At 73.5% G+C, this 20,714-nt stretch carries 16 protein-coding genes; 4 read left to right on the forward strand and 12 right to left on the reverse strand.

What is annotated here, in order from left to right:
* Positions 1–72: 72 nt before the first annotated feature.
* Genes ACIBBF_RS09405 through ACIBBF_RS09430 form a run of 6 tightly spaced genes read right to left on the reverse strand, consistent with a single transcriptional unit; the run spans position 73 to position 8,486 of the window.
* Positions 73–1,149 (reverse strand): ABC transporter ATP-binding protein, encoded by a 1,077-nt coding sequence (locus tag ACIBBF_RS09405; RefSeq protein ID WP_397412802.1) that lies wholly within the window; start codon positions 1,147–1,149, stop codon positions 73–75.
* Positions 1,146–2,063: an ABC transporter permease gene (locus ACIBBF_RS09410; protein WP_397412804.1), complete on the reverse strand. Its 918-nt coding sequence runs from the start codon at positions 2,061–2,063 to the stop codon at positions 1,146–1,148. The genes ACIBBF_RS09405 and ACIBBF_RS09410 overlap by 4 nt, the downstream gene beginning before the upstream one ends.
* On the reverse strand, positions 2,060–3,043 hold the full coding sequence (locus ACIBBF_RS09415; protein WP_397412806.1) for an ABC transporter permease: 984 nt from the start codon (positions 3,041–3,043) through the stop codon (positions 2,060–2,062). Before ACIBBF_RS09415 ends, ACIBBF_RS09410 begins: the two co-directional genes overlap by 4 nt.
* Entirely contained in the window at positions 3,040–4,140 is a 1,101-nt protein-coding gene (locus tag ACIBBF_RS09420) for an ABC transporter ATP-binding protein (protein ID WP_397412808.1), read from the reverse strand. The genes ACIBBF_RS09415 and ACIBBF_RS09420 overlap by 4 nt, the downstream gene beginning before the upstream one ends.
* Positions 4,140–5,825, reverse strand: coding sequence for an ABC transporter substrate-binding protein (locus ACIBBF_RS09425; protein ID WP_397412810.1), 1,686 nt, complete (start codon positions 5,823–5,825; stop codon positions 4,140–4,142). The genes ACIBBF_RS09420 and ACIBBF_RS09425 overlap by 1 nt, the downstream gene beginning before the upstream one ends.
* A gap of 54 nt (positions 5,826–5,879) precedes the next feature.
* Complete coding sequence (locus tag ACIBBF_RS09430; RefSeq protein ID WP_397412812.1) at positions 5,880–8,486, reverse strand: beta-glucosidase; 2,607 nt, start codon at positions 8,484–8,486, stop codon at positions 5,880–5,882.
* A 90-nt stretch (positions 8,487–8,576) separates the two neighbouring features.
* On the opposite strand from ACIBBF_RS09430, the gene ACIBBF_RS09435 reads away from it, so the two are divergent.
* Positions 8,577–9,236 carry a TetR/AcrR family transcriptional regulator gene (locus ACIBBF_RS09435; protein ID WP_397412814.1) on the forward strand — a complete coding sequence of 220 codons (660 nt, stop codon included), beginning with the start codon at positions 8,577–8,579 and terminating at the stop codon, positions 9,234–9,236.
* Positions 9,237–9,283: 47 nt separating this feature from the next.
* Here ACIBBF_RS09435 and ACIBBF_RS09440 read toward each other — a convergent pair whose 3' ends face one another.
* The 4 genes from ACIBBF_RS09440 to mraZ form a co-directional block, all read right to left on the reverse strand.
* Positions 9,284–11,143 (reverse strand): peptidoglycan D,D-transpeptidase FtsI family protein, encoded by a 1,860-nt coding sequence (locus ACIBBF_RS09440; RefSeq protein WP_397413053.1) that lies wholly within the window; start codon positions 11,141–11,143, stop codon positions 9,284–9,286.
* 335 nt (positions 11,144–11,478) lie between these two features.
* Positions 11,479–11,907, reverse strand: coding sequence for a hypothetical protein (locus ACIBBF_RS09445; RefSeq protein WP_397412816.1), 429 nt, complete (start codon positions 11,905–11,907; stop codon positions 11,479–11,481).
* Entirely contained in the window at positions 11,904–12,950 is a 1,047-nt protein-coding gene (rsmH, locus tag ACIBBF_RS09450; protein ID WP_397412818.1) for a 16S rRNA (cytosine(1402)-N(4))-methyltransferase RsmH, read from the reverse strand. The genes ACIBBF_RS09445 and rsmH overlap by 4 nt, the downstream gene beginning before the upstream one ends.
* A gap of 200 nt (positions 12,951–13,150) precedes the next feature.
* On the reverse strand, positions 13,151–13,621 hold the full coding sequence (mraZ, locus tag ACIBBF_RS09455; RefSeq protein ID WP_142033846.1) for a division/cell wall cluster transcriptional repressor MraZ: 471 nt from the start codon (positions 13,619–13,621) through the stop codon (positions 13,151–13,153).
* Positions 13,622–14,023: 402 nt separating this feature from the next.
* On the opposite strand from mraZ, the gene ACIBBF_RS09460 reads away from it, so the two are divergent.
* The 3 genes from ACIBBF_RS09460 to ACIBBF_RS09470 are packed head-to-tail and all read left to right on the forward strand — an operon-like array spanning position 14,024 to position 18,706.
* Entirely contained in the window at positions 14,024–15,073 is a 1,050-nt protein-coding gene (locus ACIBBF_RS09460; RefSeq protein ID WP_397412820.1) for an AAA family ATPase, read from the forward strand.
* A 19-nt stretch (positions 15,074–15,092) separates the two neighbouring features.
* Positions 15,093–16,418 (forward strand): DUF58 domain-containing protein, encoded by a 1,326-nt coding sequence (locus ACIBBF_RS09465; RefSeq protein WP_397412822.1) that lies wholly within the window; start codon positions 15,093–15,095, stop codon positions 16,416–16,418.
* Positions 16,415–18,706, forward strand: coding sequence for a transglutaminaseTgpA domain-containing protein (locus tag ACIBBF_RS09470; protein WP_397412824.1), 2,292 nt, complete (start codon positions 16,415–16,417; stop codon positions 18,704–18,706). Before ACIBBF_RS09465 ends, ACIBBF_RS09470 begins: the two co-directional genes overlap by 4 nt.
* 219 nt (positions 18,707–18,925) lie before the next feature.
* Here ACIBBF_RS09470 and ACIBBF_RS09475 read toward each other — a convergent pair whose 3' ends face one another.
* Positions 18,926–19,354, reverse strand: a complete 429-nt coding sequence (locus ACIBBF_RS09475; RefSeq protein WP_397412826.1) for a DUF3040 domain-containing protein — start codon at positions 19,352–19,354, stop codon at positions 18,926–18,928.
* A 106-nt stretch (positions 19,355–19,460) separates the two neighbouring features.
* Positions 19,461–20,702, reverse strand: a complete 1,242-nt coding sequence (gene dinB, locus ACIBBF_RS09480) for a DNA polymerase IV (RefSeq protein ID WP_397412827.1) — start codon at positions 20,700–20,702, stop codon at positions 19,461–19,463.
* Between the last annotated feature and the right edge of the window lie 12 nt (positions 20,703–20,714).

Here is a 20,714-nt window from a genome sequence, read left to right on the forward strand (position 1 = left end):
CTCTCGGCACCAGCACTTTCCCCGCGGCCTACCCGCGCGCGGGCCCGTCCCGGTCTCGCGGCGAGACGGAGGTCACCGCGCCAGCAGCGGCGGCAGGACCGTGCCCTCCTGCGCGGACGTGTGCAGGTGGCAGGCCACCAGACGGCCGTCCTCGCCCTGTGCCGTGCGGCCCAGCACAGGCAGTTCGGTGCGGCACACGTCCATGGCGTGCGGGCAGCGCGGGGCGAACGGGCACCCGGGCTCGCGCCGCGACAGGTCCGGCGGGGCGCCCGGGATGCCGGTCAGCTCGCGGCGCGGCCCGTGCAGGGGCGGGAACGAGCCCAGCAGACCCGCCGAGTACGGGTGCCGGGGGCGGGTGTACACGTCCCGCGCGGCCGCGGTCTCCACGATCTCGCCCGCGTACATGACGGCGATCCGGTCGGCCACCTCCACGAGCAGGGACACGTCGTGCGTGATGAGCACCACGGAGAAGCCGAGCCGCTCGCGCAGCTCCATCACCTGTTCCAGGATCTGGCGCTGCATGACCACGTCGAGGGCCGTGGTGGGCTCGTCCATGATCAGCACCTGGGGTTCCAGGGCGAGCGCCATGGCGATCATGACGCGCTGCCGCATGCCGCCGGAGAGCTGGTGCGGGTAGGACCGCAGCCGGTCGGCGGAGATGCCGACCAGGCGCAGCAGCTCCGCGGCCCGCTCCCGGGCCTCCTCGCGTCGCAGCCGGGGCCGGTGCGCGAGGATGCCGTCGACGATCTGCTTCTCGATGCGGAACACCGGGTTCAGCGAGCTCATGGCGCCCTGGAACACGATGGCGATGTCGCGCCAGCGGGCGGCGCGCAGCTCGGCGTCGGACAGGGCCAGCAGGTCCGCGCGCTCGCCGTCGCGGTTCGTGAGCCACACCTCGCCACCCGTGATGAGGCCGGGTGGCGGCAGCAGCCGCGTGGCCGCGTACGCGAGGGTCGACTTGCCGCAGCCCGACTCGCCCGCCAGGCCCAGCACCTCGCCGCGGTGCAGCGTGAGGGAGACCTCGCGCAGCACGTGGGTGGGGTCGCCGCCGAACCCGTAGTCGACGCTGAGGTCGCGGACCTCCAGGACCGGCTCGGACGGCGCCACGGGCGCGGCGGCCGCCGGCGTCGTACCTGTCTGGGTGCTCATGTCCGTGCCTCCCGCACCACCGGGGTGAACCCCACGCGCGGCCGGATGCCCCGGCGGCGCAGCGAGCGCGCGTGCAGGCCGGTGGACCGCAGGCGGGGGTTGACGATCTCGTCGATACCGAAGTTGACCAGGGTCAGGGCCATGCCGAGCAGCGCGATGCACGCCCCGGCCGGCACGAACCACCACCAGGCGCCGCGCTGCAGCGCCAGGTTGTTCTGCGCCCAGAACAGGATGGTGCCCCAGTTCCACTCGCTCACCGGCGTGATGCCGATGAACGACAGGGTGACCTGGGACAGCACCGCGAACGTCACGGTGCCCACGAAACCGGAGGCGATCACGGCGGTCAGGTTGGGCAGCACCTCGGCCAGGACGAGGCGCCAGGTGCGCTCCCCGTTGGCCCGGGCCGCCTCGACGAAGTCCCGCTTGCGCAGGGACAGCGTCTGGGCGCGCATGACCCGGGCGCCCCACGCCCAGCCGGTCGCCCCGATGACCAGCGCGACGGTGAGCCCGCCCGCGGACGGGAGCTGCGCGGCGATCAGGATGATCAGCGGCAGCTGCGGGATGACCAGGAACATGTTCGACAGCGCGGACAGCGACTCGTCGCCCACACCGCCGACGAACCCGGCGGTCACGCCCACGAGCACGCCCACGACGGTGGCGCTCACGCCGGCCACCAGGCCGACGACGAGCACGCCGCGAGCGCCCACGATGATCTGCGACAGGATGTCGCGGCCGGTGTGGTCGGTGCCGAGCCAGTGCGTGGCGGACGGCGGGCTGAGCAGCGCGTCGCTGACCTGGTTGGGGTCGTACGGGCTGATCCACGGGCCCAGCAGGGCCAGCAGCGTGAAGAACCCGAGGATGGCCAGGCCGGTGACGACCTTGCCGTTGCGCAGGAACAGCAGCTGGTTCCTCATCGGTCCTCCGTCCGGGTGCGGGGGTCGAGCAGGGTGTAGGCGAGGTCGGCCACCATGTTCGCCACGAGGACGGACAGGGTGATGACCAGGAAGCAGCCCTGCATCAGCGGGTAGTCGTGGGTGGAGACGGCCTGGTAGAGCGTGTAGCCGATGCCCTGGTAGGAGAAGACCATCTCCATGATGAGCGTGCCGCCCACGACGAAGCCGAGGGACAGCGCGAAGCTGGAGACCTGCGGCAGCACGGCGTTGCGGGCGGCGTAGCCGAGCATGACCTGCCGCTCGGCCAGGCCCTTGGCGTGCGCGACGGTGACGTAGTCCTCCGACGAGACGGTCACCATCATGTTGCGCATGCCGAGCACCCAGCCCGCCACGGAGGACAGCACGACGGTCAGCGCGGGCAGGAACCCGTAGTAGACGACCGAGCCGATGAACTCGCCGGTGAACGCGGGCACCAGCCCGCGGTCGTAGCTGCCGCTGGACGGGAACCAGCCCAGGTTGACCGACAGCACGGCGATCGTGATCAGGCCCAGCCAGAAGTACGGCACGGCCTGGAAGAACGTGGCCACGGGCAGCAGCCCGTCGGCCCAGGTGCCGCGGCGCCAGCCGAGGAACGTGCCGATGAGCGAGCCGATGACGAACGCGATGATCGTCGCGACCCCGACCAGGCCCACGGTCCACGGCAGCGACTGGTTCACGATCTCGGACACCGGGGTCGGGAAGTGCGTGAAGGACAGCCCCAGGTCGCCGCGCAGCAGCAGGCCCCAGTAGTCGACGTACTGCTGCCACAGGCTGGTGTCCTGGTCGAGCCCGAACAGGACCCGGAGCGAGTGCTCGGCGTTGCTGTCGATCCGGCCCTGCATGCGGCCCAGCAGGGCCGTGACGGGGTCACCCGGCAGCATGCGCGGGATGAAGAAGTTGATGGTGATCGCGGCCCACGCGGTCAGCGCGTAGAAGGCGACGCGGCGCAGCAGGAACCTCATGCGGCCGCCTCCCCGTCCCCGGCCAGGTTGCCGGCAGCGTGGCCGACGGCGGGCCCGACGTCGGGCCGTCCCTCGCGCTCGGAGTACCCCCAGCACGCGGCGGACCGCCCGGGGGCGACCTCGATCAGCTCGGGTGTCTCGGTGCGGCACAGGTCGGTCGCGTACGGGCAGCGCGGAGCGAACCGGCAGCCGGGCGGCGGGTCCACGAGGCTGGGCGGCTCGCCGCCCGTGCCCTGCTCGCGCACGGCGGCGGCGCCGGTCCCGGCGAGATCGTCGGGGTCGGGCGCCGAGGCGATGAGGAGCCGCGTGTAGGGGTGCAGCGGCTCCTGGGTGACCGACTCGCTGTCGCCGGTCTCCATGACCCGCCCCGCATACAGCACGGTGGTGCGGTCGGCGAAGTAGCGCGCCGAGGCGATGTCGTGCGTGATGTACAGGACGGCGATGCCGAGCCGGTCGCGCAGGTCGGCCAGCAGGTTGAGGATGCCGAGCCGGATGGAGACGTCCAGCATCGAGACGGGCTCGTCGGCGAGCAGCACCTCGGGCTCCGCGGCCAGCGCCCGCGCGATGGCGATGCGCTGCCGCTGCCCGCCGGACAGCTCGTGCGGGAACTTGTCGACGTACCGCGCCGCGGGCGTGAGGTGCACGCGCTCCAGCAGCTCGGTCAGGGCCGCCTCCAGCTCGACGCCCCGGAGACGCCCGCCCGTGGACTGGCTGCGGTGCAGCCGCAGCGCGCGGGTGAGCGTGTAGCGCACGGGGTGCACCGGGTTCAGGGAGGCGAACGGGTCCTGGAAGATCATCTGCACGCGTCGCACGTACGCGCGAAAGGCCCGCCGCCCCCGCAGCCGGACGTCGGTGCCCTCCAGCAGCACGCGACCGGCGGTGATGGGGATCAGCCCGGCCAGGAGGCGGGCGACCGTGGACTTGCCGGACCCCGACTCCCCCACCACGGCCAGGACCTGGCCGCGGTGGAGCTCGAGGTCCACGCCGTCCACGGCGTGGATCGCCCGGGCGGGCGAACGGCCGCTGACGCGACGTCCGCCCGCCCGGAAGTGCTTGGTGAGGCCGTGCGCGGCCAGCACCGGTGTGCTCTCGCTCATCAGCCGTCCGCAGGCTCGAGGTTCATCAGGATCTGGGCGGCCTGCACCCCCGTGGGCTGGGGCTGGTTGTAGGGGTCCTCCTCGGAGGGCCAGCCCACGTAGTTCTGCGTCGAGTACTGCGCGGTGGCCGGGCGGGTCCAGATCGCGATGCCCGGCACCTCCTCGACGAACACCTTCTGGATGGTGGCGAGTGCCTCGGCGCGCGTGGCGTCGTCGGGGGCCGCGGCGTAGGCAGCGAGCGCCTCGGTGGCCTCGTCGTTCTGGAAGCGGCCGAAGTTCCAGGTGGCCGGGTCGCCGAGCTTCTCGTAGTGGGCGCCGTCCATGATGTCGGAGTACATGTCCCAGGGGGTGGCGCCGCCGTCGGTCCAGTGCAGGGTGGCCTGGAAGTCGCCGCCGGGGATGACGTCGGCGAACCAGCCGTCCTGGTTGACGGGGTTGACGGTGGCGGTGGCACCGAGCTCGGCCGCCGAGTTCTTGATGAGGTCCAGCGCGGTCAGGTAGTCGTTCCAGCCGGCCGGGTTGACGAGCTCGAAGGTGACGTCCTCGCCGTCGGGGTCCACGAGCTGCTCGCCCTCCCAGGTGTAGCCGGCGTCCTCGAGGAGGGCGCGGGCGCCCTCGACGTCGACGGCGTACTCCTGGCCGGCGTACTCGTCGGAGAGGAACTCCTCGCCGGCGGGCAGCGGCAGGCCGGTGACGCTGGTCAGGGCGGGGTTGACGCCCGAGGTGGCGACGTCGACGAGCTCCTGGCGGTCGATCACCATGTTGAGGGCCTGCCGGAACGCCTTGTCGTCGAACGGCTTGGTCTCGTTGTTCAGGTAGAGCACGTCGATGCCGAGGCCACCGGCGGCGTACTGGTGGTAGTGCTCCGGGTCCTGGGCGATGTAGACGTTCTCGAAGTCGGCGATGAACGTCCAGCCCCACTGCGCCTCACCGGTGGTCAGGGCGGTGGTCAGGGCGTTGTTGTCGTTGTACGACGAGTACCGGATCTCGGGGACGGCCGGCTCGCCGCCCCAGTAGTCGTCGCGGGCCACGACGGTGGCGGCCTGCGGCGTCCAGGACTCCAGCGTGTACGGGCCGGTGCCCACCGGGTCCAGGTTGGTGTCGGTGGTCGGGTCCTCGACGTCGGCCCAGATGTGCTCGGGCACCATCACGAGGTCGTACAGCTTGGACTGGTTGACGAACTGCCCGGCGGTGAACGTGACGGTGACGGTGCTGCCGTCGGTCTCGATCGTGTCGTAGGGCAGGGCCGCGGCGTTGAGCGCCTCGAAGTCCTTGCGCAGCTGGATGGAGAACGCGACGTCCTCGGCGGTGAACTCCTCGCCGTCCGACCAGGTGACGCCCTCGCGGGGCGTGATGACGGCCTGCGTGAAGTCCTCGTTCCACTCCACGCTCTGCGCGAGCCAGGGCTCCGGCTCCTCGGAGGGGCGGGCCTGGTTACGCATCATCAGCGGCTCGTAGATCGTGAACGCGTAGCCGAGCGAGAGCGCCGACGAGCCGGTGGCGAACGGGCTGTGGTTCTCGGTCTGGACGCCGTTCGGCATGCCGACGGTCAGGGTCTGTCCCCCGCCGCCCGCGGTGGTGGTACCGCCGCCGCCACCGCCGCCGCAGGCGGTGACCAGCAGCGCGATGGCCGCCGCGGCTGCCGCCGCTGCGACGGGCCTGCGATTCCTCACGCGAAAACTCACGGTGTGCCTCCTTGCACTCCTCCCGCAGTGCGCGGGACGGATGGGTGGTTGTCGTTACTGGGCTCCGGTTCCGGGGGCGTCCCCGGGCCGGACGGTCAGGTCGTTGGTCAGGCGCAGGTCGGCCACGGACCTGCCGGTGCGCAGCCGGTAGGTGCCCGGCGGCGTGGTCCAGCCCCGGGCCTGCGGGTCCCACACCTGCAGCGCGCGGGGCGAGACCGGGACGGGCACGGTGACGCTGCTCATGGCCGGGACGTCGGCGACCGCGAAGCCGCCGAGCCAGCGCACGGGGCGGCGGGGACCGCCGTCGGGCGCCTCGACGTACACCTGGACCACCTCGCGGCCCGCGCGCCGGCCCGTGTTCCGGACCGTCGCGTAGACGGTGAGGGTCGCCGGGGCGTCGTGGGTCTCGCCCCGGGCGAGCACGGCGTCCTCGTACTCCCAGGTGGTCCAGCCGAGGCCGTGCCCGAAGGGCGCGGCCGGGGCGGGGGCGTCCGGCCCGGCGTCCAGCCGGCGCTCCCAGGCCCGGTAGCCCACGTCGGTGCCCTCGGCGTACTCGACGACGCCGGCCACGGGCCGGGCGTGCGGCACGGGGACGTCCTCGTGGCGGGCGGGCAGCGTCCACGGCAGGCGGCCGGACGGCTCGGTGAGGCCGGTCAGGACGTCGGCGAGCGCGGTGCCGGCCTCCTGGCCCGGGAGCCAGCCCCACAGCACGGTGGGCACGTCGGCCAGCCACGGGAGCAGCACGGGCGCGCCCGCGTTGACCACCACGACGGTGCGCGGGTTGACGGCCGCCACGCGGCGCACGAGCTCGTCCTGGTTCCCCGGCAGGTCCAGGTCGGGCCGGTCGTAGCCCTCGGACTCGACCTCGGCGGTGGTACCGACCAGCACGACGGCGACGTCGGCCGCCGCAGCGGCCTCGACGGCGGCGGCGAGGTCGTCCTCGGCCGAGGGGCCGGGCAGCCGGTGCACCAGCGCGGCGCGGACGAAGTGCCCGTAGCCCACGGCGTGCACCACCTGGAGGGTCGCGTCGAGGTCGGCGGCGCCGCCCGCCGGCGCGAGCGTCGCGATCGGGTGGTTGTGCCCGGAGGAGAGCACGACGTCCTCGTCCACCCGGGTGGCGCCGGCTGCGACCTCGGCCCCGTCCACCAGCACCCGGTGGATGCCGACGGTGCCCACGCCGAGCTCGTGCCCACCGGGCTCGTCGAGCCGCACGGTGGCGCGCAGGCGGACGGCGTCGGCGTCGGGCCGCACGTCCTGGAGCCAGCCGGTCCACGTCGTGGTGGTGTGCTCCGTCAGGACGCTGCCGTCGGCGGCCAGGAGCGTCACGCGCAGGCCGGGTTCGCCGGTGACCGGGTCCGTGCAGCGGTCGATGTCGAGCTCCGGCGGGTTGCGCAGGGCACGCGCGCCGGCCAGCAACGTCACCTGCGAGCCGGACGGCAGCGCGGCGCGCAGCTCGTCGGCGGGGTAGGTGAGCCGGTCGGGGCGCACGAACGACGAGCCGCCGCCCTGGAAGAACGGCTCGACGGCCGCAGGGCCCAGCAGCGCGACGCGCAGCGGCCGGGCCGCGTCCTGCACCAGCGGCACCAGGCCGGCGTCGTCCTTGAGCACCACGACGGAGCGGGCCGCGAGCTCGCGCAGCAGCACCGCCGACGCCGCGGGCGCACCCTCCGGCGCACCGTGCCCCGGACCCTGCGCGGCGAGGCCTGCCCCCTGGGCGACGGCGGCCACGATGGTCGCGTGCGGCGTGGCCCCCGGGTCGGGAAGCGTGAGCCGCCCCGTGCGCCGGGCCAGGCGCAGCAGGCGCAGCACCTTGTCGTCGAGCTCGGACTCGGCCACCTCGCCGGAGCGGACGGCGTCCAGCAGGCCGTCGCCCCAGGCGCCGTCGGGCCCGGGCATCTGCAGGTCCAGGCCGCCGCGCACCGCGGGCGCCACGGACTGCGTGGCCACCCAGTCGCTGACGAACAGGCCGTCGTAGCCCCACTCCTCCTTGAGGAGGTCGACCACGAGCGGGCGGTGCTCCAGGAGCGGCGCCGCGACGCCCTGCGTGTCGGCGCCGTTGTAGGCGCCCATCACCGACCACGGGTTGACGTCCCGCACGAGCCGCTCGAACGGTGCCAGGTAGACCTCGCGCAGCGTCCGCTCGTCGAGGCGCGCCAGGTAGCGGGTGCGCTCGGTCTCGGAGTCGTTGGCCACATAGTGCTTGACGCACATGCCGACGCCATGTGCCTGCGCGGCGCCGACGAGGGCCACCGCGATCTCGGCCGTCAGGTGCGGGTCCTCGGAGTAGCACTCGAAGTGCCGGCCGCCCACGGGGGTGCGCTGCAGGTTGACCTGCGGGGCGAGCACGACGTCGACGCCGTGCCGGCGCGCCTCGGCGGCGAACAGCGTCCCCGCCCGCGCGGCCAGGCCGAGGTCCCACGTGGCCGCGAGCGCCGACGGCGCGGGAAACATCGCCGAGGTGCCGCCGTCCGGTCCGCGCACGCCCACGGGGCCGTCGGACATCACCACGGGCTCGAGCCCGAGGCGGGGCACCGCCGTCGTCGCCCACATGGACGCGCCCACGACGAGCGCCACCTTCTCCTCGGCGGACAGCTCCTGGAGGAGGTCGAGCAGCTCGGGCTCGGGGGCGACGGCTTGCGCGGTTGCAGCCTGCGATGACACGTGCGACTCCGTTCGGCGGTGGACGGCTGCCCGCATTCAATCACACTTACTTACTGGTTAGTAAGCCCGTTCACCCCGTATCGTGAGGGCATGTCAGATGCGACGGAGCAGGCTGCCGGACAGGCTGCGGCACAGGGCAAGCGACCGAACCGGGCCCACCGCCGCGAGGAGATCCTCGCCGCGGCCACGCGGGTGTTCGGCTCGAAGGGCTATCACCAGGGTTCCCTCGGCGACGTCGCCGCCCAGGTCGGGATCACCCACGCCGGCGTGCTGCACCACTTCGGCAGCAAGGACAAGCTGCTGTGGGCGGTGCTGGAGTACCGCGACCGCGTGGACGTGCAGCACCTGGAGGGCAAGCACATCCCCGGCGGCATGGACCTGTTCCGGCACCTGGTGACCACCGCGCGCCTGAACGCCGACCGGCGCGGCATCGTGCAGGCGTACGCGGTGCTCACCGGGGAGTCGGTGACCGACGGGCACCCCGCCTCCACCTGGGTCGCGGAGCGGTTCACGGTGCTGCGCGGCGAGATCGCGCAGGCCGTCCGCGCCGTGGCGGACGAGCGCTCCGTGACCCTGCCCGAGGGTGAGCCCGAGCGCGCCGCCGCCGCGGTGATCGCCGTCATGGACGGCCTTCAGCTCCAGTGGCTGCTCGACCCGGAGGCCGTGGACCTCGCGTCCGCCACCGGCTTCGCCATCGAGTCGATCCTCACGGCCACGCTGGGCGGCCCCGTGCGGATCACGGGCGCCTGACCGGCGTCACCGCCCGGTCGTCACCACTCAGCCGTACCACCCGGTCGTCACCACTCGGTCTTGAGCCGCTTGCCCTGCGTGGTGCTCGGCGGCACGTCCATCTTCTGCAGCGTGAACCCCATGATGTCGCTGAACACCGGGGCCGCGACGTCACCGCCGAAGATCGAGCTGTGCGGGCTCTTGAGGAACACGGCGACCGTGTACCGCGGGTCGTCGGCCGGGGCCACGCCGATGAACGAGGCCATGTAGGTCCAGCCGTTCCCCGCGGGCATCTGGGCCGTACCCGTCTTGCCCGCGACGCGGTACCCCGGCACGGCCGCGTTCACGCCCGTACCGCCCTCCTCCGTGACGGTCTCCATCATCTGCAGGAGCGTGTCGGCGGTCTCCTCGGAGATGACCCGCTCCCCCGGCGCGCGCTCGGCCGGCGTCGTGGTGCCGTCGGGGCTGGTCGACCCCTCGAAGAGCGTCGGCGTCATCCGGACGCCGCCGTTGGCCACCGTCGAGAACACGCTGGTGGCCTGCATCGCGTTCACGGACAGGCCCTGGCCGAACAGCACGGTGTACTGCGTGCGGCCGTCCCAGTCCGCGACGTCGTCGGGCGGCATGAGGCCCACCGACTCGCCCGGCAGGCCCAGGCCGGTCGGCTGCCCGAAGCCGAACTTCTCCAGGTAGTCCTGCCGCTCCTGCAGCGGGATCTTCTCACCGACCTGCACGGTGCCGGTGTTCGACGACTGCGCCAGCACGCCCGTGAGCGTGAGCCGCTGTGTGGGGTGCTGGTGCGAGTCGTGGAAGGTCTGGCCGTTGGGCGTCGTGAAGCTGTACGGCACCACGAACTGGCTGTCCGGCGTCCAGTGACCCGCCTCCAGCGCCGCCGCCATGGTGATCACCTTGCCGGTGGAGCCCGGGTCGAAGACGTCCTTCACGGCGCGCGAGCCCTGGGCGACCGCGGCCGTCGAGCGGTCGTTCGGGTTCACGGAGCCCGAGTCGGCGAGCGCGACGAGCTCGCCCGTGCGCACGTCCTGCACGATCGCGATGCCGTACTCCGCGCCCGTGGCGCGCTGCGCCTCGTCGACGGCGTCCTGCGCCTTCCACTGGATGTCGTGCACCAGGGAGAGCTGGACGTCGTCGCCCGGAACCGCCGGGACCGACTCCTGGCCCGCCGTCGGGATGCGCAGGCCGTCGAGGCTGCGCTCGTACGTGTCCGATCCGGCGGTGCCGGCCAGGAGGTCGTCGTACGCCGCCTCGATACCACCCTGACCGACCTGCTCGTCGTTCACGAAACCCACGAGCGACCCCGCCACCGTGCCCGACGGGTAGGTGCGCCGGGAGGTCAGGTCGGTCCGCACGTAGGCCCGGATCCCCAGGTCGGCGATCGCGCGCTGCACCTCGGGCACCACGTTCTTGGCCAGCACCTCGTACCGAGACTCACCCACCAGCCGGGCCGCGAGCTCGTTCTTGGGCACGTCGAGGATCGGCGCCAGGAGCTGGGCGATGCCCAGGGCGCCGTCCTCCACCTCCTTGCCGTCCACGGTCGGGCGGCCGGAACCACGGAAGTCCTTGATCGCCTTGGGGTCGCCGATCACCGTGTACCGGTCCACCGACGTCGCGAGCACGACGCCGTTCGCGTCCGTGATGTCGCCACGGTGGGCAGGCGTGACGGCCGTCGCCGTCCGGCGCTGCTCGGCGTCCGCCGCGAGGCTCGGCCCCTCGATGATCTGCACGTGGACCAGCCGCACCAGGAACACGAGCACCACCACCGCGGCGATGCCCACCAACCAGCGTTGCCGCAGCTCCGGTCGCCCCGGGCTCGGCGGCAGCGGGCGGGCCACCCGGGAGCGGGCGGGGCGGGTCTGGGTGGCGGGCGCCTTGGTGGTCGGCCTGGTGCCGCCGGGCGCCTGAAAGCCCAGCCGTGTGCTGGTCGCACGGGGCTGGGCCTTGCGGGGCTCGGGCTTGCGGGGCTCGGGCTTGCGGGGCTCGGGCTTGCGGGGCTGAGTCGTGCGTGGCTGGTTCTTGGCCGGCGTGCGCGGCGACGCCGCGCCCTGGCGGGGCGCGCCCTGCCCGCGCGGCTGCGCGGTCCGCGGCTGACCCGCACGCGGCTGACCCGCACGCGGCTGACCCGCACGCGGCTGACCCGCACGCGGCTGACCCGCACGCGGCTGACCCGCACGCGGCTGCGCGGAACGGGAGCCGGCAGCGCGCCCCGTCGGGGTGCGCTGCCGGCCCGGGTCCGACGTCGGCCGCGTCACTGGTTCGCGCCCTTCACCACCTTGCCGGTACGGATACTGACCATGGTGGGGTTCTCGGCCGGGACCATCCCCAGGCTGCGGGCCTTGTCGGGCAGGCCGGTCTCGGCGGCCCGCAGGTCCTCCTGGAGGCCCTGCACGTCTTGTGCGGTCTGCGCGACGTCGCTCTGGAGCTGCGCCATCTCGTACGAACCCCGCGCGAGGGTGGTGTTCAGCACGAGCACCGCCACCAGCGACACGATCATCAGGGTGGCGCACAGCACGAAGAACGGCACGCGGCTCTTGGCGTGCAACGGGGCCCGGACGATGTCCAGGCGGCGGCCGCGCTGTGCGGCACCCCCGGAGATCGCGGTCAGCGGGGCCCGGCGGGTGCGGGGCTGCTCGACGGGACGGGCGGCGCGGGCCGTCGTAGCGTTCACGGCGCTCATCGGCGGTCCTCCTTCGCGGTGTGGTGCTGGGTGGTGCGGTCCATCAGGTGCTCGGGCGTGGGGCGCAGGCGCCGTGCGGCGCGCAGGCGCACGGACGCGGAGCGCGGGTTGCGCTCCAGCTCCCGCGCGTCGGCCTCCTCCGCGCCCCGGGTGAGCGCCTCGAGATAGGGCTTGTGCGTCTCGGGTTCGACGGGCAGCCCTGACGGTGCGGAGGACGTGGTGCCCCGCGCGATGGCGCGCTTGACGATCCTGTCCTCCAGCGACTGGTACGACTCGACGACGATCCGGCCGTCCACGGCGAGCGCCTCGATCGCGGCGGGCACGGCGCGTTCCAGCACCTCGAGCTCGCCGTTCACCTCGATCCGCAGCGCCTGGAAGGTGCGCTTGGCCGGGTGACCGCCGGTCTTGCGGGTCGCGGCCGGGATCGTGGCCCGCAGCAGGTCCACGAGCTCACCGCTGCGGTCCCACTCCCGCTCGGCCCGGCGTCGGACGACGGCCCGGGCGATCTTGCCCGCGAACCGCTCCTCGCCGTACTCGCGCAGGATCCGTGCCAGGTCGCGCTCGTCGTAGGTGTTGAGCACGTCCGCCGCCGTCAGGCCCCGGGTGGGGTCCATGCGCATGTCGAGCGGGGCGTCCTGGGCGTAGGCGAAGCCGCGTTCGGTCTCGTCGAGCTGCAACGAGGACACCCCGAGGTCCATGAGCACGCCCTGGACGGCGCCGCCGGCGTGCTCGTCGACCACCTCGGTGATCTCGTCGTACACCGCGTGCACCGGCGTGAACCGGTCGCCGAACCGGGCCAGCCGGGCACCCGCGAGCGCGAGGGCCTGCGGGTCGCGGTCGATGCCGATGACGCGCGCGGTCGGGACCTGGTCGAGCACGGCCTCCGTGTGGCCGCCCATGCCGAGCGTGCAGTCCACGAGGACCGAGCCGGGCTCGGTGAGCGCGGGGGCGAGCAGGTCGACGCAGCGCTGGAGCAGCACCGGGAGGTGGCGGTCGGCGGCGTCGCCGCCGACGGGTCCGGGACGGTCGTCGGTCGCGTTCATCGGTGCCTCCTCTCCTGCTCGGCCCTGCTGCGTGGTGTCCTGCCGTACGTCCTGTCCTACGGCCGCCGGGTCCGGCCGGGCCGTCCGGCCGGGTCTCCCTCCGCACGGTTCCGGCGGCGGGGAAGTGCGCCGGATCCTGCGGGAGGAGGCCTGGCCGTACGGCCGTCCGCCTCGCCCTGCACGCCTGTCTGGAAGCCTGTCTAGAAGCTCAGCCCGGGAAAGATCTCCTCGGCCTGGTCGATGTAGTCGGGTTCGGTCTGCTCCTGGTAGGTGGCCCAGGCCTGCGCGTCCCACACCTCCACGCGGGTGCCGACCCCGATCACGACCACCTCGCGGTCCAGGCCGGCGTACTCGCGCAGGTGTGTCGGGATGGAGACCCGGCCCTGCTTGTCCGGTACTTCGTCGCTCGCTCCCGCCAGGAAGTTTCGCGTGTAGTCCCGTGCAGCCTTGCTCGTCACCGGCGCCTGCCGGATCTGGGTGTAGATCTGCTGGAACTCGTCCATCGGGAGAAGAAAGAGGCACCGCTCCTGCCCTTTGGTCATGACCAGACCGCTGGACAGACGCCCCCGGAACTTGGCGGGAAGGATCAGTCGGCCCTTCTCGTCCAGCTTCGGGGTGTACGTCCCGAGGAGCAGACCCAGACCCGCGAAACCTTCGGCCATCGCAGTCATGGGCCAGCACCTCCTTTCGCTCCCGCATGCTCCACGCTACTCCACTTTCCACCACCACACTCGGAAAAACCGTGGGGAGAACTACCCACCAGCCCTCAATGCGCAGGTCAAAGAGGTAAAGAGCAAGTGGAGGAAATTGATGTCCGGCGTGGCGTGGAATGTCGGAGTCCCCCGGCCGGGAGCCGCACTCCCCCGGGCCTCCCCGGCCCTGGCAACGACGCTGCGACACCGGGCCAGAACCCGTTCCAGGAACTGTGAAGACCGCGTGACGCAGACAACAGAGTGCTTTACATCTCTACTACGCTGGACCAGCCGGGCGAACGTCAGCCGCCCGCGTCCCCAGACAGCGCGCTCGCGCGCCAGACACGGCCTGACTACCCGGCCCGATGGAGGTCTCTCCCTGTGCACACGGAACCCGCCACGCCCGGCCTCGCGGAACCACAGTTCGGCGGCGGGCCAGGCACCCAGGCAGCGCCCGGACCGGGCGCGCTGGACGAGCTGGTCGAAACCATGGCCCGCGTCCGCGGAGCCGTCGAGTCGGTCGTGACGGGCCGGCCCGGGCTGGCCGACATCACGCTCGCCGTCCTCCTGGCCGAGGGCCACCTCCTCGTCGAGGACGTGCCCGGCGTCGGCAAGACCACGCTCGCCAAGGCGATCGCCCGCAGCATCGACTGCCACGTGGGCCGCATCCAGTTCACGCCCGACCTGCTCCCCAGCGACCTCACGGGCGTCAACATCTTCCGCACCGGCAGCCACGAGTTCGAGTTCCGGCCCGGCCCGGTGTTCAGCAACATCGTCATCGGCGACGAGATCAACCGCGCCTCGCCCAAGACCCAGTCGGCCCTGCTGGAGTGCATGGAGGAGGGCCAGACCACCGTCGACGGCACCACCCACCAGCTCCCCCGGCCGTTCCTCGTGGTCGCCACGCAGAACCCGGTCGAGATGGAGGGCACCTACCCCCTGCCCGAGGCGCAGCGCGACCGCTTCATGGCCCGCATCACCGTCGGCTACCCCGACCCCGCGGCCGAGATCCTGATGCTCGACCGACAGGAGGCCACCACGCCGCTGGCGCACCTCCAGGCCGTCACCGACGGCCAGTCGATGGTGCGCTTCGCGCAGCTCGTGCGGTCCCTGTACGCGTCGCCGTCGGTCAAGCGCTACGTGGTGGGCCTGGTCGGCGCGACACGTGAGCACCCGGGCCTGCGCCTGGGCGCCTCGCCGCGCGCCTCGCTCCAGCTCCTGCGGGCGGCGAAGGCGATCGCCGCGATGGCCGGCCGCGACCACGTGCTGCCCGACGACGTCCAGCGCCTCGCCCGCCCCGTGCTGGCCCACCGCCTCATCCTCACCACCGAGGCCCGGCTCGGCGGGGTGACGCCGGAGTCCGTCGTGGACGAGATCGTGCAGCGCACCCCGGTCCCGGCCCTCGAGCCTGCCGACCGGCGTCAGTTCTGAGCGGCCGGGCGGCGATCGCATGACCTCTCGCACGGCGTGGCGTGACACGCTCGTCCGGATCAGCCGGGTCCGGCTGACTCCCCGCGGCATCGGGGCCACCGCCCTGGGCGCCGGCCTGGTCCCGCTCGGGCTGGTGCTCGCTCTGCCCGACCTCGTCGGGCTGGGGGCGGCGGCGCTGCTCGCCGTCGGGGTGGCCGGGGTGGCCATCGGTACCCAGCGGCTGGAGTCCGGGCGCGGCGCGCTGCGCGTGACCCGGGTCGTGACCCCCAACCCCGTGGTCCGGGACCGGACGGCGGACGTCAGCCTGCTGGTCGCCGCCCACCAGGCCAGCGGCGCCGCGTACGAGCGCCTGTCCCGGCTGCGGCTCTCCGAGCAGGCGGCGCACGAGCTCGCCGGGCACCAGGGCATCCGTGCCCGCGTCTCGGCGCGGGCCGACCGGATCTCGGTGCACTACTCGCTCACCCCGACCCGGCGCGGACGCTGGTCGCTCGGCCCGCTCCTGACCACCCGCACGGACGTCTTCGGACTGGTCCGCGCCACCCAGCCCCTGGGCAGCGCCACCCACGTCCCGGTGTGGCCGCGCACCGTCGAGCTGGCCGTGCGCACCCGCTCGGTGGGCGACGTCGACCACTCGGCCACGGGCGCGCGCCTGCAGTCGACGGACGACTCCGTGCTGCGCGAGTACGTCGCCGGCGACGACCCGCGCCGCGTGCACTGGGCGAGCGCAGCCCGGCGCGGTCAGCTCATGGTCCGGGCCGACGAGAGTGCCGGCGTGCGGCCGGTCACCGTCCTGCTCGACCGTTCGCTGCTGCCCCACTGGCAGGAGGCCGGCGGCTCGCGCCGTGCCGTGGCCACCGACGACGGCGAGTGGGCCGTGGAGCTCGCGGCCTCGATCGCCACGTCCTTCCTCGACGCCGGGCACCCGACCCGCCTGGTCACCACGTCCGTGGCCCCGACGCTGGAGAGCGCGCGGTTCGCGAGCACCCGGGCGAGCCGGGCGGCCCTGCTGGACGCCTGTGTCGACATCCGCGGGCACCGCGGCAGTGCCGAGGGCCACCACGCGACCGGCACCACCGCCCGGGCACTCCGGCTGGCGCGTACCGCCGGGGAGATCGTCATCGCGGTGCTCGGCCCGCACGACCCCGAGGCCCGGCACAGCCTCGCCGCCCTCGGCGCCGAGGGCACCTGCTGGGCGCTCCTGGTGGAGCCCCGGGGAGCGGGGTTCCAGCACGAGCTGGACGAGACCTCCGCCGAGCTGCGCACCTCGGGCTGGCACGTCAGCACCACCCAGTCCCGCACCGACCCGGAGCGTGCCTGGGCCCTGCTCGCGGAGCGTGCCCTGTGATCCCGGCCCACCGCGGACCCCTGGTCCGTACCGTCGCCTCCACCGTGCTCGTCGCGATCGCCGTCATCGCGTCCATGCACGCGCTGACCCTCGTCATCGACCCCGGGCCGTGGCTCACCGTCGGCACGACCGGCGTCGTCCTCGTGTCGGCGACCAGCGCCCTCGTGCGGTACTTCCTGATCCGCAACGCCGTGGACCGCGCGGCGGTCCGCCGCGCCGCCGGCCAGGGGCCGAGCGCCGACCGGGCCGCCGACCGCGCGTCGGGCAGCGCCTCGTTCGTCGCGACGGCGGCGGGCGCCGTCGTCGCGTTCTGGTTCCTCCTGGCCCGCTACGGCGGGCCGGGCCAGCGGTTCGAGCCGTTCGTGGGCCCGGACGCCCTGGACCGGGTCCTCGAACGGTTCCGCCAGGCCACCGAGACGATGAGCACGCAGGTCGCACCGGTCGGCCCGGACGAGGCCATCAGCATGGTCGCCGTGGGCGGCACGCTCCTGGTGCTGCTCGTGGTCGACTCGCTCGCTGGTGCCCGGATGCCGGGCTTCGCCGGCATCCCGCTGCTGCTCCTGTGGACGCCGCCCCTCACGCTCATCGGCGAGGTGCCGTGGGGCGTCTTCGCGGTCAGCGTCACCGCGATGCTCCTGCTCCTGACGGTCGACCCGACGGGCGTCACGCCGGGCCGGCACGCCGGCTCCGACTCGGCAGCCGTGCGGCGCGCGCAGCGGTTCCGGTCGTGGATCACGGCGGCGACCGCCGCGGCAGTCGCCGCCGCATCGCTCGGCGTCGCGACGGGCACGGCCTCCCTGCCCGCCCTGGCGGGCTCCTGGAGCCAGCTCATCTCCACGCCGTCCGACACGGTCGAGCTGTCCTCCGAGCTCGACATGCGCCAGCCCCTGAGCGCACGCTCCGACAGCACCGTCCTGCGGTACACGGTGCCCGAGGACACCTCGGTCGGCCCTCTGCGGGTCATGACGCTCACGGCGTTCGACGGCGTGCAGACCCACCGGAACGCGCCGACGGGCGGCCTGGCGGAGTTCGACCGGTCGACCCTGCTCGCCCCGCCCGGCGAGGGTGCGAGCGGTGAGAGCCGCCGGATCGCCATCGAGATCGGGCAGCTCACCGGCGTCGAGCTGCCGCTGCCGCTCGAACCCCGGTCGGTCGACGCCGACGGCGACTGGGCCTACGACGCGATCCGCGACGAGGTGCGGGGTTCCGAGGGCACCCAGCCCGGCTCCGCCTACCGCGTCGACATCGTCGACCGGCAGCTCACCCCGGACCTGCTGCGGTCCGTCCCGACGTCCGGGGACCCGCGCTCCGCGGGCTACACCGAGGTGCCGGACACCGAGCACCGCGCGGACATCGCCCGGTACGCGGAGCAGATCGCCGGCGACGCGCCCACCCGCTTCGACGCCGTGGTCGCACTGCAGAACCACCTGCGCTCGGGGGCGGGCTTCGTCTACGACCCGGACGCCGACTACCGGGGATCGTCCGACACCGTCTGGGACTTCCTGCAGGACAAGGAGGGCTACTGCACGCAGTACGCCCTGTCGATGATGATCATGGCGCGCACGCTCGACATCCCGGCGCGGATCGGTGTCGGCTGGCTGCCCGGGCGGCCCGACGGCCAGGGCGGGTACCGGGTCACCGGCCAGGACTCGCACGCCTGGCCGGAGATCTACTTCCCGTCCGTGGGCTGGGTGCGCTTCGAGCCGACGCCGCAGGTGCAGACCGGCCCGCTGCCCGCGTACGCGAACCCGGACGCCGGCAGCCTGCCCAGCACCGCGCCGTCGGCCAGCCGGGCCCCCGAGGTGCCGTCGCAGCAGCCGACCCAGGCTGCCGAGGAGTCGGACCCCGCCGCCACGGCCGGCACCTCGGCGGGCGACGACGTGTCCGACCGGACGCTGCCCGGCTGGACCTGGGTGGTGGCCGGTGTGCTCGCCCTCGGCGTGCTCGGCGGCGCCGCGTGGCTGCTGCTGCGCCGGCGCACCGAGCCGGAGGTGCTCGACCCGGAGCTCGCCTGGTCCCGCGTCCTGGCCCTGCTCGCCGAGCAGGACGTACGGCTCGGCCCGTCCGTCACCCTGCGCCAGGCGCCGGCGTTCATCGCGGACGAGGTGCGCGCGCGCACGGGCACCCCTCTGCCCGACGACGTCACCGAGCGGCTCACCGCCCTGGCCGACGCCACCGAGCAGGAACGCTACGCCCGCCACTCCACCCCGCCGACCGCGGCGGAGCTGGAGGAGCTGACCACGGCCCTCACGGCGGCCCTGGCGGAGGTGCTCACCCCGGCCCGCTGACGGTCCTCCGGGGGCGTCTCCGGGCCGGGGGGACGCCCATGGCGCCCCGGGGCTCCCCCGGACCGGGGCGCCCTGGAGACGCACCGCCGGGACGGGAGCACGGGCACACGACAGGAGCCGGGCCCCGAGGGGCCCGGCTCCTGTGGTGTCTCCGCGACGCCGGTCGTACCGTCGCGGATCGTGTACCGGCGGTCCCACGGGACCGCCGGCGACGGCCGCCTAGCGGCCGCCCTCGTTGCGCCGGTTCTCCCAGCGCTCCTCCAGACGGGCGAGGAAGCCGCCGGAACGCCCGCCCCCGCCCTGCCGCTTACGGGGCCGACCGGCCCTCCCCGGTGGCGGCTGGACCGTGCCGTCTTCGCCGACGACACCGACCGGGCCCTCCTGCGGCTTCTTGCGCGGTCCGAGGAACGCGAAGACCACACCCGCGAACATCAGCACGAAGCCGATGGCCCCGAGCCAGGTCCGCGACGTCGCCGCACCGACGACCAGAAGGAGCAGGCCGACGACGACGCCGGCCCCGGACAGCACATAACGCAGCGCGTTACCGCGGCCCGTGGACTGGAGCGTGTTCGCCAGCCGCGGGTCGTCTGACGTCAGAGCACGCTCCATCTGCTCCAGCACCCGCTGCTCGTACTCGGACAGAGGCATCGAGACCCCCGGATCTCGCAAAGGAACAGTGTCCCTTCCAGGATAGGACGACCCGGCCGTCGTTGGTAGTCGACATCCCGGGCATACCAGCGACTATAGGGGCAGATCAGTATCGATGCGTGCTGTTCTTGTGATGTACACCCAGGTCAATCGCCGTTCGCCCGAACTTCTCCCGCACCGCGTCGAGCGCGACCTCCGCGTCACGCTGTGCTCCGGAGCGCGGATCGACCGCTTCCTCCAGCGTCGGCTGGCGCGCGGAACCGTCACGCCGCAACAAGTTCTCGCCCCGGACGCCCACGAGCCGGACCGGAAGCCCACCGAGGTCCACCCCGGCGACGAGCTCGCGCGCGACGAGGTAGATCTCCCGGGCGACGTCCGTGGGACCGTCCAGCGTTCGCGATCGGCTGAACGTCGCGAAGTCGCTGGACCGAACCTTCACCGACACCGTGCGCGCCAGCACGCCCTGGTGGCGCAGCCGGGCCGCGACCCTGTCGGACAGCTCCAGCACGCGCCGACTGACCGCCGCGGCGTCGTCCTGGTCCGTGCCGAACGTCGTCTCGGCGCCGATGCTGTGCTCGCGCTGCTCGGGCACCACGGGGCGCGGGTCCCGGCCCCACGCGAGGTCGTACAGGTGCGCCCCGCTGACCCGCCCCACGGCGGCCTGCAGGCTCGGCAGGTCGGTGTGCGCGAGCTCCCGCACCGTGGTGACGCCCCAGGCCGCCAGGGCCTTCTCCGTCTTCTCCCCCACGCCCCACAGGGCACCGACCGGCAGCGTGTGCAGGAAGTCGACGGTGGCCTCCGCGGGCACGAGCATCAGACCGTCGGGCTTGGCGTGCGTCGAGGCCAGCTTCGCCACGAACTTGTTCCGCGCGATGCCGACCGAGGCCGTGACGCCGTGCTCGGCCTGGATCCGGCGGCGCAGCTCGGCCCCGATCACCGTGGGCGCACCCAGCCGCCGCCGGGCGCCGCTGACATCCAGGAAGGCCTCGTCCACGCTGATCTGCTCGACCAGGGGCGTGACCTCCTGGAGCATCCCCATGACCGACCTCGACACGTCGCGGTACAGGGCGTGGTCGGGCTGCACGATCGTGGCCTGCGGGCACAGCAGGCGCGCCCTGGTCATCGGCATCGCGGAGCGCACGCCGAACGCCCGCGCCTCGTACGTCGCGGCCAGGACCACGCCCCGCTCCTGCCCGCCGACGATGACCGGCAGGCCCCGCAGCTCGGGCCGCCGTGCCAGCTCGCAGGACGCGAAGAACGCATCCATGTCCAGGTGCAGCACCGAGCAGCCGGACTCGTCCGACCCCCAGTCGCGTCTCGCCGCCGCCGAACGCGGCCCCTTGCTCACCGACGTGCTCCG

The organism is Promicromonospora sp. NPDC050880, assembly GCF_044456525.1.
In the GTDB taxonomy this organism is placed as follows: domain Bacteria; phylum Actinomycetota; class Actinomycetes; order Actinomycetales; family Cellulomonadaceae; genus Promicromonospora.

Coding starts and splice junctions, on each gene's coding strand:
- ACIBBF_RS09435 (WP_397412814.1), top strand. CDS start 8,577: ATGTCAGATGCGACGGAGCAGGCTGCCGGACAGGCTGCGGCACAGGGC.
- ACIBBF_RS09420 (WP_397412808.1), bottom strand. CDS start 4,140: ATGAGCGAGAGCACACCGGTGCTGGCCGCGCACGGCCTCACCAAGCAC.
- ACIBBF_RS09415 (WP_397412806.1), bottom strand. CDS start 3,043: ATGAGGTTCCTGCTGCGCCGCGTCGCCTTCTACGCGCTGACCGCGTGG.
- mraZ (WP_142033846.1), bottom strand. CDS start 13,621: ATGACTGCGATGGCCGAAGGTTTCGCGGGTCTGGGTCTGCTCCTCGGG.
- rsmH (WP_397412818.1), bottom strand. CDS start 12,950: ATGAACGCGACCGACGACCGTCCCGGACCCGTCGGCGGCGACGCCGCC.
- ACIBBF_RS09405 (WP_397412802.1), bottom strand. CDS start 1,149: ATGAGCACCCAGACAGGTACGACGCCGGCGGCCGCCGCGCCCGTGGCG.
- ACIBBF_RS09465 (WP_397412822.1), top strand. CDS start 15,093: ATGACCTCTCGCACGGCGTGGCGTGACACGCTCGTCCGGATCAGCCGG.
- ACIBBF_RS09475 (WP_397412826.1), bottom strand. CDS start 19,354: ATGCCTCTGTCCGAGTACGAGCAGCGGGTGCTGGAGCAGATGGAGCGT.
- ACIBBF_RS09445 (WP_397412816.1), bottom strand. CDS start 11,907: ATGAGCGCCGTGAACGCTACGACGGCCCGCGCCGCCCGTCCCGTCGAG.
- ACIBBF_RS09410 (WP_397412804.1), bottom strand. CDS start 2,063: ATGAGGAACCAGCTGCTGTTCCTGCGCAACGGCAAGGTCGTCACCGGC.